The organism is Homoserinimonas sp. A520, assembly GCF_054489245.1.
The window spans coordinates 1-14,683 of record NZ_JBTMWX010000004.1 but is presented as its reverse complement, the minus strand read 5'-3'; the positions used below and the strand labels follow the sequence as shown (position 1 = coordinate 14,683).

Annotated in this window: 17 protein-coding genes and 2 pseudogenes; 4 read left to right on the top strand and 15 right to left on the bottom strand. The window is 65.5% G+C overall.

Annotated elements, in window-relative coordinates; genetic code table 11:
- Positions 1-3: 3 nt before the first annotated feature.
- Positions 4-864, bottom strand: coding sequence for an Fpg/Nei family DNA glycosylase (locus ACX3PH_RS11105; RefSeq protein ID WP_459092454.1), 861 nt, complete (start codon positions 862-864; stop codon positions 4-6).
- Between the two features lie 114 nt (positions 865-978).
- Between ACX3PH_RS11105 and ACX3PH_RS11100 the strand changes: the two genes are divergently transcribed.
- Positions 979-1,605 (top strand): GNAT family N-acetyltransferase, encoded by a 627-nt coding sequence (locus ACX3PH_RS11100; protein ID WP_459092452.1) that lies wholly within the window; start codon positions 979-981, stop codon positions 1,603-1,605.
- Here the strand turns inward: ACX3PH_RS11100 and ACX3PH_RS11095 are convergent.
- The gene (locus ACX3PH_RS11095; protein WP_459092450.1) at positions 1,602-1,946 is read right to left on the bottom strand and encodes a carotenoid oxygenase family protein; all 345 of its coding nucleotides are present in this window, start codon (positions 1,944-1,946) and stop codon (positions 1,602-1,604) included. The genes ACX3PH_RS11100 and ACX3PH_RS11095 overlap by 4 nt on opposite strands.
- Entirely contained in the window at positions 1,879-2,310 is a 432-nt protein-coding gene (locus tag ACX3PH_RS11090) for a carotenoid oxygenase family protein (protein ID WP_459092876.1), read from the bottom strand. The genes ACX3PH_RS11095 and ACX3PH_RS11090 overlap by 68 nt, the downstream gene beginning before the upstream one ends.
- A 628-nt stretch (positions 2,311-2,938) precedes the next feature.
- Between ACX3PH_RS11090 and ACX3PH_RS11085 the strand changes: the two genes are divergently transcribed.
- Positions 2,939-3,235, top strand: a complete 297-nt coding sequence (locus ACX3PH_RS11085; RefSeq protein ID WP_459092448.1) for a helix-turn-helix domain-containing protein — start codon at positions 2,939-2,941, stop codon at positions 3,233-3,235.
- 34 nt (positions 3,236-3,269) lie between these two features.
- Here the strand turns inward: ACX3PH_RS11085 and ACX3PH_RS11080 are convergent.
- From ACX3PH_RS11080 to ACX3PH_RS11070, 3 genes and pseudogenes are all read right to left on the bottom strand, one after another.
- Positions 3,270-4,363: pseudogene (locus tag ACX3PH_RS11080) on the bottom strand (ABC transporter ATP-binding protein).
- Between the two features lie 90 nt (positions 4,364-4,453).
- Positions 4,454-5,524 carry a type 2 periplasmic-binding domain-containing protein gene (locus ACX3PH_RS11075; protein WP_459092446.1) on the bottom strand — a complete coding sequence of 357 codons (1,071 nt, stop codon included), beginning with the start codon at positions 5,522-5,524 and terminating at the stop codon, positions 4,454-4,456.
- Positions 5,521-6,042, bottom strand: a complete 522-nt coding sequence (locus ACX3PH_RS11070; RefSeq protein WP_459092444.1) for an ABC transporter permease subunit — start codon at positions 6,040-6,042, stop codon at positions 5,521-5,523. The genes ACX3PH_RS11075 and ACX3PH_RS11070 overlap by 4 nt, the downstream gene beginning before the upstream one ends.
- On the opposite strand from ACX3PH_RS11070, the gene ACX3PH_RS11065 reads away from it, so the two are divergent.
- Positions 6,023-6,913, top strand: coding sequence for an alpha/beta hydrolase (locus ACX3PH_RS11065; RefSeq protein ID WP_459092442.1), 891 nt, complete (start codon positions 6,023-6,025; stop codon positions 6,911-6,913). The two genes, ACX3PH_RS11070 and ACX3PH_RS11065, sit on opposite strands and share 20 nt — an antisense overlap.
- On the opposite strand, the gene menE is transcribed toward ACX3PH_RS11065, so the two are convergent.
- From menE to ACX3PH_RS11040, 5 genes are all read right to left on the bottom strand, one after another.
- Positions 6,900-8,423, bottom strand: coding sequence for an o-succinylbenzoate--CoA ligase (menE, locus tag ACX3PH_RS11060; RefSeq protein ID WP_459092440.1), 1,524 nt, complete (start codon positions 8,421-8,423; stop codon positions 6,900-6,902). The two genes, ACX3PH_RS11065 and menE, sit on opposite strands and share 14 nt — an antisense overlap.
- A gap of 72 nt (positions 8,424-8,495) precedes the next feature.
- Positions 8,496-8,945 (bottom strand): MaoC family dehydratase, encoded by a 450-nt coding sequence (locus ACX3PH_RS11055; RefSeq protein ID WP_459092438.1) that lies wholly within the window; start codon positions 8,943-8,945, stop codon positions 8,496-8,498.
- Positions 8,946-8,981: 36 nt separating this feature from the next.
- Positions 8,982-10,151 carry an acyl-CoA dehydrogenase family protein gene (locus ACX3PH_RS11050; RefSeq protein ID WP_459092436.1) on the bottom strand — a complete coding sequence of 390 codons (1,170 nt, stop codon included), beginning with the start codon at positions 10,149-10,151 and terminating at the stop codon, positions 8,982-8,984.
- Positions 10,152-10,155: 4 nt separating this feature from the next.
- A complete protein-coding gene (locus ACX3PH_RS11045; RefSeq protein ID WP_459092434.1) occupies positions 10,156-11,040 on the bottom strand; it encodes an amidohydrolase family protein in 885 nt (294 codons plus the stop codon).
- A gap of 38 nt (positions 11,041-11,078) precedes the next feature.
- Positions 11,079-12,026, bottom strand: coding sequence for an SDR family NAD(P)-dependent oxidoreductase (locus ACX3PH_RS11040; RefSeq protein WP_459092432.1), 948 nt, complete (start codon positions 12,024-12,026; stop codon positions 11,079-11,081).
- 104 nt (positions 12,027-12,130) lie between these two features.
- Between ACX3PH_RS11040 and ACX3PH_RS11035 the strand changes: the two genes are divergently transcribed.
- Positions 12,131-12,601 (top strand): MarR family winged helix-turn-helix transcriptional regulator, encoded by a 471-nt coding sequence (locus ACX3PH_RS11035; protein WP_459092430.1) that lies wholly within the window; start codon positions 12,131-12,133, stop codon positions 12,599-12,601.
- A gap of 393 nt (positions 12,602-12,994) precedes the next feature.
- Here the strand turns inward: ACX3PH_RS11035 and ACX3PH_RS11030 are convergent.
- The 4 genes and pseudogenes from ACX3PH_RS11030 to ACX3PH_RS11015 all read right to left on the bottom strand — a co-directional run.
- Positions 12,995-13,390: pseudogene (locus ACX3PH_RS11030) on the bottom strand (peptidase dimerization domain-containing protein); the annotation flags it as partial.
- Positions 13,378-13,560, bottom strand: a complete 183-nt coding sequence (locus tag ACX3PH_RS11025) for a M20/M25/M40 family metallo-hydrolase (RefSeq protein WP_459092874.1) — start codon at positions 13,558-13,560, stop codon at positions 13,378-13,380. The gene ACX3PH_RS11025 and the pseudogene ACX3PH_RS11030, both read right to left, overlap by 13 nt.
- 32 nt (positions 13,561-13,592) lie before the next feature.
- Entirely contained in the window at positions 13,593-13,835 is a 243-nt protein-coding gene (locus ACX3PH_RS11020) for a hypothetical protein (RefSeq protein WP_459092428.1), read from the bottom strand.
- A 292-nt stretch (positions 13,836-14,127) separates the two neighbouring features.
- A partial coding sequence (locus tag ACX3PH_RS11015; protein ID WP_459092426.1) for an ATP-binding cassette domain-containing protein occupies positions 14,128-14,683 on the bottom strand: 556 nt, incomplete at its 5' end.

Here is a 14,683-nt window from a genome sequence, read left to right as displayed (position 1 = left end):
CCGCTACTTCAGCAGTCGGGACAGCACCCGGTCGGCGAGGGGTTTGCCGCCGGTCTGGCAGGTCGGGCAGTACTGCAGGGTGGAGTCGGTGTAGATCACCTGCCGCACAGTGTCGCCACAGATCGGGCATGCCTCGCCGGTTCTGCCGTGCACCCGCATGCCGGATTTCTTCTCTTTCTTGAGTTCGGATGCTGCCAGCCCTTCCGACCGCGCGATGGCTTCGCGCAGGGTGGTCTGCAGGGCGTCGTAGAGGCGGCCCACTTCATCCGCCGTCATCGATGCCGGCTTGAAGGGCGACATCTTGGCGACGTGGAGGATTTCATCCGAGTAGGCGTTGCCGATGCCGGCGATGGTCGACTGGTTGCGCAGCACGCCCTTGATCTGCGCCCGGCCGGCGGTGGCGAGGATGCCCTGGAATCTGTCTTCGGTGAAGTCCTCGCTCAGGGGGTCGGGGCCGAGTCGGGCGATGCCCGGGACATCCGTCGGCTTGCCGACCAGGTAGATGGCGAGGCTCTTCTTGGTGCCCGCCTCGGTCACGTCGAGTCCGGTGCCGTCGTCGAGGATGAGCCGGGCAGCTAGCGGGCTCTTTCCGGTGCGCGCCGGTGGCGGCTTCGTGCCGTCGTTCCACCGCACCCAGCCGGCGCGGGCCAGGTGCATGACCAGGTGAAGGTCATCTACGCGCAAGTCGAGGAACTTGCCGTGCCTGGTCACCGAGCGGATGCTCTGCTCCTCGATCGCGGAGACCGGCGGGTCGAACGTCTTCAGCGCCGCGAACGACAGGAGCTCCAGCCGAGCGGCTACCCGACCGCGGAGGCGGCCGTCAAGGTCGGCGGCGAGCGCGTGCACCTCGGGGAGTTCGGGCATGGTTCCAGTCTGTGGCGGGCAGCCGACATCGTCCACTGCCGTCGTGGCGGATGGCCCACAATTGTTCATCTGCTGTTTGATGGTGGCACGGCTGCGCACACCTAATCTCAATCCGTGAGATCGCCCACCGACACGGAATACCGCATCCTTCCTGCCGAGATCGGGGCGGATCGCTTCGCTGTCGCATTGGGCGCTGGGTGGGACTGGCCGGTGGCCGGATGCTCGTCGCTGGCAGAGTATGTCGAGCTTGCGATCGCCGCGCCCGGCCGGCGGTTCTTCTGGCTGCTCGGCGACGACCAGCCGCTCGGGTTCTTCAGGTTCGCCCACAACGACGCCCTGCGCCGGTTCGAGACCGGGACCTACCTCGCACCCGAGGCGCGGGGAACCGGCGCGAATCGGGTGATCAAGCACTCATCGATTGCGGCGTTCCAGGCCATGGGCTTGCCGTTGTCCGCACTGGTGCGCGACGAGAAACTCCGATCGCTGGCCGCGATGCGTCGTATCTCGGGTGGACCTGGCCAGTTTCAGACGGTTGCGCCAAACACGCTGCGTTGGGTCTTCGACCTGCATTCCTCGACGGTCGACCCCGAGAGCGTCAGCCAGCAGGTGCACTCACAAGTGCTCGAACATGCCGGCGAATTCAACACCACTGCTTGCCACGCAACCAGGTTGGTCCCGCTGGCGTTTGATCCGTACCCGCAGCAAGGTCGATGCAGCGGGCTACTTTCGCGTGGTTATTAAACGAATTCGTTAGGTATCCAATTCCCATGAAACCCCAGCGGAATTCGCTGTGGGATTTGGATCCTGGCGACCGGGCCAGACGCGATATCTTGCGCCGGGATGATGACCATCTCAGCAGACGCGTTTGCCAGGTCACTGACAAACGTCATCAGCCAACCGTCGTCTTCCGCTGCTCCTTCGTGCCGCGGCACAAAGACAGCCTCCACTCCTGCCTTCCCGCTACCGTATGCATACGACTCAGTCACTCCGCTGTCCACATGTTGCTTCAGCACCTCACTGCCCTCGCGGCCTCGTGAACTGAAGTAGCCGAACTTGTGCTGTCGGCCCGTGCGGGTGGTCATCGATGCGAGGCATTTCCTGTGCCCTATCGTCGAGACGCTGAACGGTTGCTCGCGCGGTTTTCGGATCGAGAATGAATCGGTCCAGTTTGGACGGCGACTCCGTGGGACCCGTCCTGTCATTGACGAACATTCGGTCGTAGCTGACGCCGTCCAGTGCTACGGTGCCGTCTGGCAGGTCGTAGGCGTTGAGGATGTGGAAGACCGACGTCTGGTATGGGAGAGTGCACCGGATGATCTCCGACGTCGTGCCGTCCCGCGGGATGAGCACCCATTGCGTCTCATACTCGAAGTCCCAGGCGTACGGAAAATCGAAGCCCGCGTCCTGCAGTTCCCGACTGAAGTTGACCGGTCCATCTAGGAAGATCGCGTACCTCGAGGGATGAGTTGCTCGCTGCGCTGCCCGGCATAATCGCCGAAGCCAGCCTCAACGAGACCATTCAACTCGTCAGCGCCGCGATGTTCGACTTCGCGAACGCGGCGGCGCGAGTCACTGCTGCCGCCTATGAAACCGAACGGCGCTCGTGGACCGGCCGGCAAGCCGCCCGTCAGCACTCGGTGCTGAAAGCTGTGGGAGAGGCCGCGCAACCGCCGGAGGGAGCCGAGCAACTGCTCGGCAGTCGATTCGATGCTGGCCACCTTTTCGCGCTGTCCTGGTCGGATCAGTCCATGGATCTTCTCGACCGCGGCGCCACGATTGCGGCCTTCGCCAGGCAGGCTGGCGAGCGCATGGGTGCGGTGAAGTCACTAGCCGTCGAGCACGAAAGCCGTACGCACATCTGGTGGACGTTCGGCGCAGCCGTCCCAGCCGCGGCACTCGTGGGACTTCGGGATGAATCCCTGCCGGCGTGGATGCGGTTGGCTGTCGGCCCGGGTGGAACCGGCGTGGAGGGGTTCCGTGACAGCTACCAGGGGCCCAGCAGTCTGCGCGGCTCGGTCGGCTCTCCGGGAAGCGACAGCTCTGGACCTATGACGACACCAGCCATCTCTCACTCATGCTCGCAGATCCAGCGGCGGCAGTTCGATTCATCAAACAGGAGATCGGTCCGCTGCTCGGTCGCAGTCAGCGTCTCGGGCAGATCCGGGACACGTTACGGCTGTACCTCGCGGAAGGCAACAGCCTCGTGGCGGTCGCTCAGATGCTGCATCTTGCCCCGAACACTGTTGCCTACCGTGTCAGCCAGTCAAGCGAGCTATTGGGAAGAGCGGTCAGCAAAAGATCGCAGCAGATCTTGCTCGCCCTGCAGCTCTTCAGTGTGGTCGAGGAAACCGAGCTGGACCCAACCGACTAAACCGTCGATCACGCGTCACCGCTCGCCAACGCACCTACCGCAACACGATGGCGTTCGACTCCGGCACTGCGAGTTCCAGGAGATCCCCCACGTACTTGCCGGGGGAGAGTCGGCGAGCGGAATCCGGGATGGTCGCGAACACGGTTGTGGCATCAGTCAGAGGGACGTTGACACGGTACGCATCCCCCAGGTAGCTCGAGTCGATTGCCCGACCACTGAATCTATAGTGAGGCTGGTCCTCAGCAGCCTGCGCGGCGAAGACCACATCGCTACCCTGAAACGCGATGCGGTCTCCCCTCATCGGCGCATCCCGCTGCGGCGACCCAATCAGCGATCCCCCGCCCACTAGGTCGATGTTGCCGGTGACGGGATCCGCCTCCGCCACCTCGAGGATGTTGTCGAAGCCGACGAAGTCCGCGACCCACACCGAAGATGGTCGAGCGAAGATCTCGTGCGGGGTTCCGGCCTGCTCAACCTTGCCCTTGTTAAGGACGACGACGTAATCGGAGACCGCGAGTGCCTCCTCCTGGTCGTGGGTGACATAGACGGAGCTGTAGCCGAACTCGTCGTGAAGACGACGGATTTCCGTGCGCATTGACAGGCGGAGCTTGGCGTCGAGGTTTGACAGCGGCTCGTCGAAGAGCAAGAGGCCGCTCGCTGAGACGAGACTGCGGGCGAGTGCGACGCGTTGCTGTTGCCCGCCCGACAGCTCATGTGGATACCGGCCGGAGAGACCATCGAGGCCGACGGTTTCAAGCGCTTGAGCGGCCCGCGCTCCGGCTGCGCGGCGGTTCACGCCGCGCAGCCGGAGCGGATATGCGACATTCCCCAGCACGGTCTTGTTCGGCCAAAGCGCATAGCTTTGGAACACCATCCCGAGGTTGCGCTTGTTGGGGGCACAAGTCGGCCTGCCACCACGTCGACGAAGACGTCGTCCCCGAACTGAATGCGCCCCCGGTCGGGCACCTCCAATCCGGCGAGGCATCGTAGAGTTGTCGTCTTGCCGCACCCGCTAGGGCCCAGCAAGGTGGTGAAAGACCCCTCGTCCAGATTGAGGGTGATTCCCTCCACCGCGACGCTCCCGCCCGGGTAGTGCTTGGCGATGTCGTCGATGATCAGCGACCGCATGTGTGTTTCCTCCCAGGCCGTGCGGCCGGTTATTTGCCGAAGGCCTCTTTGATGAGGGGAAGCAACCTTGCCCTCGATGCCTCGATCACTTCATGCCCGACAATCTCGGTCACGCCGCTCTCCTTGATCGATGTCCACGGGGCTGCGGGGTCCGCGGCTTCGACGTTGAGCGGGGTCAGACCAGCAGCGGCATCGGACTTCTGTGCGCTGAAGATATTCAGGAACTCCAGGAAGAGCTTCGCGGCGTTCGGGTGCGGGGCCCCTGGAGGAGGATGTGTTTGTGGGAGACCAGCGGGTTGTTCTTCGCGAAGACGCTGAAGCCGACGGAGCGCCGGACGCGGCCGCACCAAGCATCGGTGACGCTGGCGCACCAGGCATGAAAGCGTACTCACCCTGGAGCAGACCGCCGATCGCCTGGCCGTAGTCACCCTTCACGATCGTGTTCGCACCAATCCCGGGGAGGTCTTTCTCGTCGAGCCCGCCATTGTTCAGAAGGTAGATCAGCGCGCCCTGCTGGGGGCCCGGGATGCTCGGGTCTCCCATTCCGAGGAGACCCTTGTATGCGGAATCCGCCAGGTCGGACCAGGAAGTGGGCATGCCGCCCGCCTGCTCGACTCGCGGAAGGAATGCGCCCAACCCGAAGAACCCGACGAACGGCACGCTGAACCGGTGCTCTGGGTCGATGATGTAGTCAGCGGACGATTCGAGCCCGGCCGGCACGGCGAGAGTGCGCACTTCGTACGGCTCGCTGAAGTTGCCCGTGGCCTCATCGCTCACGTAGAGCTGGCCGTCGGGATTCTGGAGAATGTCTGCCACGAAGTTGCCGGAGGCCTTCTCCGCCGAGAGCGCCTGCACCAGTGGCGCACCGATCAGTTGTTCGGCGGTGACTGGGATGCCTGGGAACATTTCCTCGAAGAGTTCGATGGTCCCTTCCATGTCGCTCGGGAGACCCGTATAGATGACGAGTTTGCCTTCTTCCTTCGCGGATTCGTAGAGCTCAGTCAGGTATTTCGCCTGATCATCCGTGATCCGCTCCGCAGACGGGTCGACGATGTACTCGCCAGCGCTGACGGGCTCGGTCGGCTCGGTGGCGGCGGCGCACCCGCTCGCGATCAACGCCAGGCCAGCGACCATCGCAATTGCCGCGATTGGTTTCCTCATGTGTTACTCCTCTGTATTGATGGATGGGTGGATGGAAGTCCGGTGTCATCGACCCGACCGTCAGCGGTCCTGACGCTCCGGCGCGCGCGTGGGTGCCGTGCGGACTGCGCCGGGATCGCACCGGTCCAGTCAGGGTCGCCAGCGTCTGCGGCAGTCAGGGCTCTGGCCCGGCCGGTGGGCTTCGCCACGAGCCGTTTTAGCATCTGGACGATCCCCGTGACTATCAGGATTTCGATGACGAACAGCACGAAGATCGTGGCAGAGCTGACGATGTCGGCAGTTGTATAGAACTCGTAGATCTTCACTGCGAGCAGCGACTGCCCGCGCGGGCTGAGCAGAAGTGGAACGGCGAGCGAGCCCGAGACGACGACGAAGCACAGCAGCCAGCCGTTGAGCGCGCTCGGGAGCAGGAGGCGGAAGAGAACCCCGAAGAGCGCCCGCACGCGAGATCCTCCTGAGACGCGACTCGCCTCCTCCAGCTCGTTCGGAATCTGCGCAATGATCGAGGAATTGGGCACCGAGCTCTCCCCCGAGTTGATCGTAGCCACGCAGCAGCTGTTCGCCCCCAAGTGCGCACCACCAGATCCCAGCACCCTGGTGGAGCGGGATATCCAATACGGCCCAGAGGAGCGGCACCGGCTCGACGTGTTCCACCGAGCTGCGACCGCGAGCCTTCCCGTGCTGGTCTTCGTGCATGGTGGGGGTTTCGTCGCGGGAGACAAGCGGTCGGCAGCGCTTCCGTTCTACGGGAACATCGGCCAGTTCGCGGCACGCGAAGGGTTCGTTGGAGTGACCATCACCTACCGGCTCGCGCCTGCGCGCCCGTGGCCTGCTGGCACGGAAGATATCGCCCGCGTTGTCTCATGGTTGCGAGCGCACATCAGCGAGTACGGCGGAGACCCAGAGTTGATTTTCGTGGCCGGACAATCCGCAGGCGCAGTTCACGTCGCCGGATACGTGGCACACGATCGGTTCCACGTCGAGAGTGGAGCCGGCATCGCCGGAGCGCTCCTGCTCTCAGGCATCTATGACAATGCTGCGGCGGCTGCGAACTCCTTCCACACCGCATACTTCGGTGACGACGAGACCGCATACCCGGCGACATCGACGTTGTCGGGTCTCGCCGCCTCCGACGTGCCCCTGCCCTTCTCGGTGTCCGAGTTCGACGTTCGCGACTTCCAGCGGCAAGCGGCACTGCTCGTGCAGGAATTCGCCATCAGCAGAGGGGACTATCCGGCGATGATCCACCTCCGCGGGCACAATCACCTTTCTCCGGTGATGGCAATCGGGTCCCAGGAGGACTCGCTCGGACCGGAGATCGCGGGGTTCATGAGCGCGACGTCAGGGCACGAATTCGACTGTCCGTCCCGGAAGGCTAGCCGCCGCTGAACCTCGCTCGCAGGTCGGCCTTGCGTACCTTCCCGGTCGCCGTGCGCGGCAGTTCGTCGACAACGACCATGTTCTTCGGGATCTTGTACCGAGCGAGACGGCCGTCCAGGTGGGCTCGAAACTGTTCGTAGGTGACGGATGCCCCGTCCCGCACGGTCAGCACCGCCCACGGTACTTCGCCCCACTGATCGTCGGCGACGGCAATCACTGCGACACCGGTGACACCGTCAATATCGTTGATCAGGTTCTCGATCTCAGCGGGGTAGATGTTCTCGCCGCCGGAGATGATCATGTCCTTCAAGCGGTCGGAGATGAACAGATAGCCATCCGGGTCGAGGTGCCCCAGGTCACCGGAACGGAACCAGCCATCGGCGGTGAAGGCCTCTGCAGTGGCATCCGGTTTGCTGTGGTAACCCGGGAACACGTTGGGACCCGCAATCTCGATCTCGCCGATCGTGCCGCGAGGCACCATCGCACCGTGTTCGTCGGCGATACGCACCTCGGTGAAGAAGTGTGGGAGACCGACGCTGCCCTGCTTCATGCGCGTCATCCTCGGGGACAGTGATGTCGCGCCCGGAGAGGTTTCTGTCATGCCGTAGCCCTGGGAGAACGACAGCCCGCGCTCCTCGAACGAATTGAGAATCCGGGTGGGCACCGCAGATCCACCGCACGTGAGTTTCGCCAATGTCGACAGATCGGTCGCACCCCAGTCCGGATGGTCGGCCATCAGCTGATAGGTCGTCGGCACGCCCGAGAGCATCGTCACCCGATGGCGCTGGACCTGGGCGAGGGCTCGCCCCGCCTCGAAGCCCTTCTCCAGCACGATCGTCCCCCCCTTCAGAATGACTGGGAGTGCACCCATGCCAAGCGATGCAACATGGAACAGCGGCGAGATCATGAGTGCGACATCCGTCGAGACGACGTCGTAGTCGACGAGGCAATTGAGCGCGACCCAGGTGAGATTCTGGTGGGTGAGCACGGCGCCCTTGGGCTTTCCGGTGGTGCCCGAGGTGTAGATGATCGCAGCGGGATCTTCCAGCGCGACGTCGGCGTCGGTGTGCCCGGTCGCGGTCGTGAGGGTGAGCCGGGCCAGCCCAGGCGCCTCAGCGGTACCGTCACCCGTCTGAACAACGTGATCGATACGGGCATCCTGCACGCCTGGCAGGATGCGCTCGGCGAACTCCGGGTCGTGGATGAGCACACGGGCTCCGGAATCGGTGAGCAGGTATGCGATCTCGGGTGCCGCCAGGCGGGTGTTGATGGGCACGAAGACCGCGCCCAGCTGCACCGTTCCGAAGAGCACCTCGAGAAACTCCGGGCTGTTCTCCCCCAGGTAGGCGACGACATCGCCCTTGCCGATGCCGCGCTGTGCGAGCAGCACGGATATCCGATCAGCCTCGTCCGCCAATTTGCGGTACGTGAACGTCTGGTCGTCGAAGATCAACGCGACCTTGTCTGGGCTCTTGAGGCGGCGCTTCGCCAGCCAGGCGCCGATTCCGTGATTGTGCATCCTTGCGAGGTTCCTCTCCATCGAGGCCTTCCCGGGTCGACACGCTGACGCGCCGACCCGGGAAGGTAGGGGTCAGGCGTAGAAGCGGTAGATGCCTCGGGCGACGACGGCGGGCTTGGTGCCGCCCTCAATCTCAATGGTCTGGTCGACGGCGAACTGGAGTCCTCCGGTGATCTCGGCGACCTCGGCGATTACGGCGTTCATCCGCACCTTCGAACCGACCTTCACGGGAGTGATGAACCTCACTTTGTCGAGCCCGTAGTTGACCTTGGTGCTGACGTCCACATCGAACAGCTCGGACCAGAACTTCACCGTGAGTGACAGTGTCAGGAAGCCGTGCGCGATCGGGGCGCCGAACGGGCCGTCCACGGCGCGCTCGGGGTCGACGTGAATCCATTGCTGGTCGTCGGTGGCGTCGGCGAACTTGTGGATTCGGTCCTGGGTGACCTCAAGCCAGTCCGACCAGCCGAGGTCGGTGCCGGCGAGAGCTGCGGCGTCGGCGTAGGCGACGATGGTTGTCATGGGTGCTGCCTTTCGTGGGGGAATGCGGATGGCGGTTCACGCGAACGCGGATCGGCCGGTGAGGGCTCGTCCGACGATGAGTGCGTTGATTTCGTGGGTGCCCTCGTAGGAGTACACCGCTTCGGCGTCGGCGAAGAAACGGCCAACGTGTTCGTCGAGAACGATGCCGTTGCCGCCGACGACCTCGCGGGCCAGGGCGACGGTCTCTCGCGCTTGCAGCGCGGTCCACATCTTCGCCAGCGAGGAGTCCTCGTCGCGGTAGTGACCGGCATCCTGCTGGGTCGAGAGCTGCACGACCATCCCGAGCGACGCGGTCACGTTCCCGAGCATCCGTGCCAGCTTCTCCTGCACGAGTTGGAACCCTCCGAGCGGTCGGCCGAACTGCTCGCGCCGGTTGACGTACTCGAGGGCCGCCTCGAAGGCTCCCGCCTGGATGCCGGTGGCGATCCAGGCGACGTCGGAGCGCATGCGGCGTAGCAGCTGCCCGACGTCGCGGAATGAATTGATGTTCTGGAGGCGGTCGGCTTCGGTGACCTGCACGCCGTCGAGGGTGATGGTGGCGTTCTGCATGATGCGCAGCGAGATCTTGTTCTGGATCTTCTCGAGCGTGAGGCCGGTAGCATCGCGGGGAACGAGGAAGCCCTTGATCTGCCCATCGGCGACATCCCGCGCGAAGACTGCGATGACGTCGGCCTCGAAGGCGCCGCCGATCCAGCGCTTCACGCCGTCGAGGGTCCAGGTGTCGCCGTCGCGTCGGGCTGTGGTGGCCAGCCCGCCGGCGATGTCGCTGCCGTGGTCGGGCTCGGTCAGCGCGAACGTTCCCTTCAGTGCGAAGGTGCGGATGAGCGGATCCAGTCGCGCCGCCTGCTCGGCGGAGCCTCCCACCGAGACGGTGGTGCGGAAGAGCCCGGACTGCGCGTTGTACCAGGTCGCCAGTGATGCGTCGGTGCGCGCCAGGACGAAGTTGCGGAACCCGCCGAACAGCGTGGTCCCCGCCTCGGGGGTGCCGCGCAGTTCTGGCGGGTCCATGAGGTCGAGCGGGATGAGCGCATCGCCGAACGCATCCGGCAGTTCTGCGCGTTCCCAGGCGTCGGCGAGAACCGGGCGGATGTCGCAGGCGAGGGTTTCGTCGAGGCGGGCGAGTACACCCTGCGCTGCCGGGCTCAGATGCCGGGTGAAGCCGTACGGGTCGCTGGGCAGTTGCACGGCGCTATCCCGACAGTCCGAGAAGGCGAGCTGCGTTGTCGCGCAGGATTCCGGGCATCACCTCGGGCTTGAGTGCCGTCGTCTTGACGTCGGCGAGCCAGCGGTCGGGAGTCAGGAGCGGGAAGTCCGACCCGAACAGCACGCGGTGCTTCAGCACCGAGTTCGCGTACCGTACGAGCTCCGCCGGAAAGTACTTGGGGCTCCAGCCGGAAAGGTCGATCCACGTGTTGTGCTTGTGGGTCGCCACCGAGAGGGCTTCGTCCTGCCACGGTACTGAGGGGTGAGCCATGATGATTTGCAGGTCCGGGAAATCGGCGGCGACCGGGTCGAGCAGGATGGGGTTGGATAGCCCCAGCCTGAATCCGTAGCCTCCGCGCATTCCCGCGCCGATGCCGGTCTGGCCGGTGTGGAACAGGGTGACGGCGCCGAGGTCCTGGATCGCCGAGTACAGCGGGTAATAGGTCTCGTCGCTGGGGTCGAACCCCTGCACGGTGGGGTGGAATTTGAACCCGCGCACCCCGTGGTCTTCGACCAGTCGTCGTGCCTGGTCGACCGCCGCACTGCCGAGCGGGTCGACGGAGCCGAAGGGGATCAGCACGTCGTTGTTGCGCGCGGCGCCCTGGGCGATCTCCGCGCTGGAGATTGCTGGGTGCCCGAGCCGCGTGGTCGCGTCCACCGTGAACACGACTGCCGCCATCGAGCGCTCGCGGTAGTAGGCGGCGACGCTGTCCAGGTCCGGGCGCGGGGCGTCAGCGCTGAAGTAATTCGATGCCGCCGCGACGAGTTCGGCTGGCAGGGACGAATGACCGTGCTCGTCCATCTCGATGTGCACGTGCATGTCGATGGTGGTCAACGCGTCGACGTTGATCGCGGGTTCGTAGCGGATCATCGGAGCCTCCGGGGATAGCGGGCGCGTTGCACTGCGGGTCAGGCGGACGGTGCAGGTCGCTGGAGCGCTTCGGGCAGCGGGGGGAATGTCTCTCCGACCGACTGCTGATTCGAGCCGATGCTGTTCGGGAACTCGTCGGCCAGCGCCTCGTAAGTCCAACCGCCGTCACGGTAGGCGGTGACAACAGGCTCGGGGTGTGACCAGAGTTGGATGCGGTCGCCGCCGACGCCGATCGCCTGGCCGGTGACGTCTGCCGCGGCATCCGATGCGAGGTACGCGACGAGCCCCGCGACATCGCCGGAGGTGCCGAATCCGAGGTCGTGACGGAAGAAGGCCGGCATGGGCTCGTTCTGGGCGTCGGCCTCGACCGCCGCGGCGAAGTAGGGCACGGTCGCGGTCATCGCGGTCGCGGCGACGGGGATCACGGTGTTGGCGGTGATTCCGGCCCGCTTGAGTTCGAGGGCCCAGGTGCGCACCATCCCGACGATGCCGGCCTTTGCCGCTGCGTAGTTGGTCTGGCCGAAGTTGCCGCGCTGCCCGGTGGGTGAGCCGATGCAGATGATCCGACCGGCGACGCTGTTTTCGCGCATGTGCGTTGCGGCTTCGCGCACGCAGGTGAACGTGCCGCGCAGGTGCACGTTGATGACGGTGTCGAAGTCGTCGTCGCTCATCTTCCACAGCACCGTGTCGCGCAGCACGCCGGCGTTGGTGACGAGGATGTCGAGGCGGCCGTAGGTGTCCACGGCGGTAGCGACCAGCTGCTTGGCGGTCTCGGTCGAGCCGACCGGAGCGACCACGGCGACGGCTTTACCCCCGGCGGACTCAATGGTCGCGACAGCTTCAGCGGCGGTCCCGGCATCCACATCGTTGATGACGACGGATGCCCCCTGCCGGGCGAGCTCCTGGGCGTAGGCCAGACCGAGCCCGCGACCCGATCCAGTGACGATGGCGACTTTGCCGTCCAGGGGCGTGGCAGTGGTGGTCATGGGACTCCTTTGTTGCGGGCTCACGGGTCGTTCTGGTCCATTGAAGCCGTTATCGTTGAAAACGTCAATTATTGACATTACTATCATTTGCTAGGCTCAGCGGCATGCCCAAGCAGACAAGCGGATCGCCAATCGATGGCGCACCCGAAGTGACGGAGTCCGCCCTCGCCGACGACGTCAGTTTTCTGCTCGCCCGCGCGAACGCCCTCTCCCTGGCGGCGGGCAACGCCGCGCTCGCTGAACATGGCCTGCGCGCGCGGTCCTATGCGGTGCTGGCGCTGGTCAGCGAAGACTCACGCCCATCCCAACGGGAGCTGGCAGAGTACCTCCGGCTTGACCCGAGTCAGGTCGTTTCCCTGGTGGACGCACTGCAAGCGCGCGGCCTGGTACGTCGCGAACCCGACCCGGGAGACCGCCGGGCCAACGTCGTCGTCGCCACCGAGGACGGGCTGGCCCTCTACCGGCGCGCGAAGGTTTCCGCCCGCGAAGCAGAACGAGGCCTGCACCGCGAACTGACCGCGGCTGACCGCGAGCAGCTGGCGGCGCTGTTGCGCACTCTCGCGTTTCCGTCCTGAGCGCGCGAGGGACGGTCGCGCCACGGCTGGGACGATCTTCCCGCTAGTGGCGCTCCGGTCCGGCCGCCAGGAATCGTCCAACCGCATCCGTGACCGCGACGGCGAACCGCTAGAGTTGAGCAACCTCCACCCACTCGTCCACCACATGCAGCCCGCCACCGGCTGGGCCGCAGACCACGGTCGGCACGCCTGCCGCCTGCCAGAGCGCCGACTCCATTCAGTACGGCGCACCAGTCGCGGCTGGCGAGGATGCGCCGGCGGATTGCAGCGCGTCGGTGAGCAAGTTGGTGAACTCCGCAGCCGAGCCCGAGGCATCCGCCTGCCACGCATCTCGTGAATGTGCGAGCCGAACCTCCGACTCGAGCCCCGTGTCGCCGCCGTGATCGGATCGACGAGCGCCTGCACCTCATCGAGCGCGTGCGCCGGGGACTCGCCTGGCAGAATCCGGCGCTCGACCACGCTGTTCGCTGTCGCCGCGACGGTGAACGGGGCGCTGCCCGCACGCACGACTGTCGCCATCAGCGAGCCGTATGGGAGAAGCGGATGCCCTGGCCGGTGTCGTATCGCGTCGTCAGCGTCGGCGACCGCAGCGAGCAGTTGACCAAGTGCGCGGATCGTGTCGACACCCTCATCCGGCTGCCACGAGTGGGCCGCTGTGCCCCGGAAGGCGACATCGACCAGCGTGGCCCCGGTGGGCCGCCGCGATGTGGAGCCACGTGGGCTCGGCGATGAGGCAGAGATCCATCTCGCGTTCGGCGAGCTCCCGGAGGACCGCCTCAGCCCCGACACTGGCGTCCTCCTCGTCTGCTACGAGCGCAACGATGACGGTGCCGGGCGCGTCGGCTGCGGCGAGCTGCTCCGCGGGCCACCACCAAACCGGCCACACCCCCCTTCCTGTCGCTCGTCCCCCGACCGTAGAGTCGGCCCGGCTCGATGTGCGGCGTGAACGGGGTCAGCATCCACTCCACACCGACGGTGTCGAGGTGGCCGTTCAGCACGACGGTGCGCCCGGGCGGGAACCGGTGCGCTCGGCGATCAGGCTGACTCTGCGCGGGTCCGACGGGGCCGGAACCAGCAGGACCGCGAAGCCCGCAGATTCCAGTCGGAATGCGAGGTGTGAGGCGATCCGCCCCTCGCCGGCGGCTTCCGGGACCAGACTCGGGCTGACCGAGTCGATCGAGACAAGCATTGCAGTGAGGTCTACGGCAGCGTTGCCGGGAGTCATGTCTGGCACGCCCTGACGATAGCAGCGAGTGCTCAGACTCATGGCCGACGCGGAATGCGCCGACGTCATCAGCACTGGCGGACCGAGTCGGACCGCCCGCGGAATTCGTTTGGTGCCCCTAAGGGATTCGAAGCCGACCTCGAGCATCTTGCTCTCCGGCATGCATCGGCAAAATCCGCCGAATTACGCGGATTGTGAAAGCTGAGCGCCATCAATCCGTGACCTGGGTGCTCGACACCGCGACGACCTACCTCGAACATTGAACTGGCGCAGCTGATCGTCGCGGGCAGGCGCCGCGTCGTCAGACGACGAGGAAGTCGAGCAGTCGCTGGGGATCTTCGCGTACGTCGGCGGCCGGCGAGTCGAGCACGATCGCGCCCTTCTCCATGGCCAGGACGCGTGTGGCGAATTCCACGAGCGGCTGCGGCGATTGGTCCACCAGGACGATGACAGCTCCGGCGCCGGCGATTTCGCGGAACGCCGCCAGCACGTCGCGAACGAGCGAGGGCTGCAGGCCTTGTGAGAATTCGTCGACGAGGATCGCCTTCTCGCCCGCCAGGATCGCGCGCGCGAGTCCGACCTGCTGCTTCTGCCCTCCGGAAAGGTCACCGGCGTTGACGTTCATGCGTTCCCGGATCACGGGAAACAGTGCGGTGACATCCACCGGCGGCTCGTGGCCGCGACGGCGCGCCAGGGCGAGGTTCTCCGCGACCGTCAGGCGCGGGAAAACGCCCCTATCGTCGGGCAGGAGTGACAGGCCAGCGCGCGCCGCGAGATCGGCGCGGCCCGAGCGAAGCGGCATTCCGTCCAGGATCACTTCCCCGTCGATCGCGGGCAGGTGGCCGGCCAACGTGCGC

What these genes read in the sequence shown, in the direction of transcription:
- ACX3PH_RS11040 (WP_459092432.1), bottom strand. Translation starts at nt 12,026, where the DNA reads ATGACCACCACTGCCACGCCCCTGGACGGCAAAGTCGCCATCGTCACT.
- ACX3PH_RS11035 (WP_459092430.1), top strand. Translation starts at nt 12,131, where the DNA reads ATGCCCAAGCAGACAAGCGGATCGCCAATCGATGGCGCACCCGAAGTG.
- ACX3PH_RS11025 (WP_459092874.1), bottom strand. Translation starts at nt 13,560, where the DNA reads ATGCTGACCCCGTTCACGCCGCACATCGAGCCGGGCCGACTCTACGGT.
- ACX3PH_RS11075 (WP_459092446.1), bottom strand. Translation starts at nt 5,524, where the DNA reads ATGAGGAAACCAATCGCGGCAATTGCGATGGTCGCTGGCCTGGCGTTG.
- ACX3PH_RS11085 (WP_459092448.1), top strand. Translation starts at nt 2,939, where the DNA reads ATGCTCGCAGATCCAGCGGCGGCAGTTCGATTCATCAAACAGGAGATC.
- ACX3PH_RS11065 (WP_459092442.1), top strand. Translation starts at nt 6,023, where the DNA reads ATGATCGAGGAATTGGGCACCGAGCTCTCCCCCGAGTTGATCGTAGCC.
- ACX3PH_RS11045 (WP_459092434.1), bottom strand. Translation starts at nt 11,040, where the DNA reads ATGATCCGCTACGAACCCGCGATCAACGTCGACGCGTTGACCACCATC.
- menE (WP_459092440.1), bottom strand. Translation starts at nt 8,423, where the DNA reads ATGCACAATCACGGAATCGGCGCCTGGCTGGCGAAGCGCCGCCTCAAG.
- ACX3PH_RS11105 (WP_459092454.1), bottom strand. Translation starts at nt 864, where the DNA reads ATGCCCGAACTCCCCGAGGTGCACGCGCTCGCCGCCGACCTTGACGGC.
- ACX3PH_RS11095 (WP_459092450.1), bottom strand. Translation starts at nt 1,946, where the DNA reads ATGACCACCCGCACGGGCCGACAGCACAAGTTCGGCTACTTCAGTTCA.
- ACX3PH_RS11055 (WP_459092438.1), bottom strand. Translation starts at nt 8,945, where the DNA reads ATGACAACCATCGTCGCCTACGCCGACGCCGCAGCTCTCGCCGGCACC.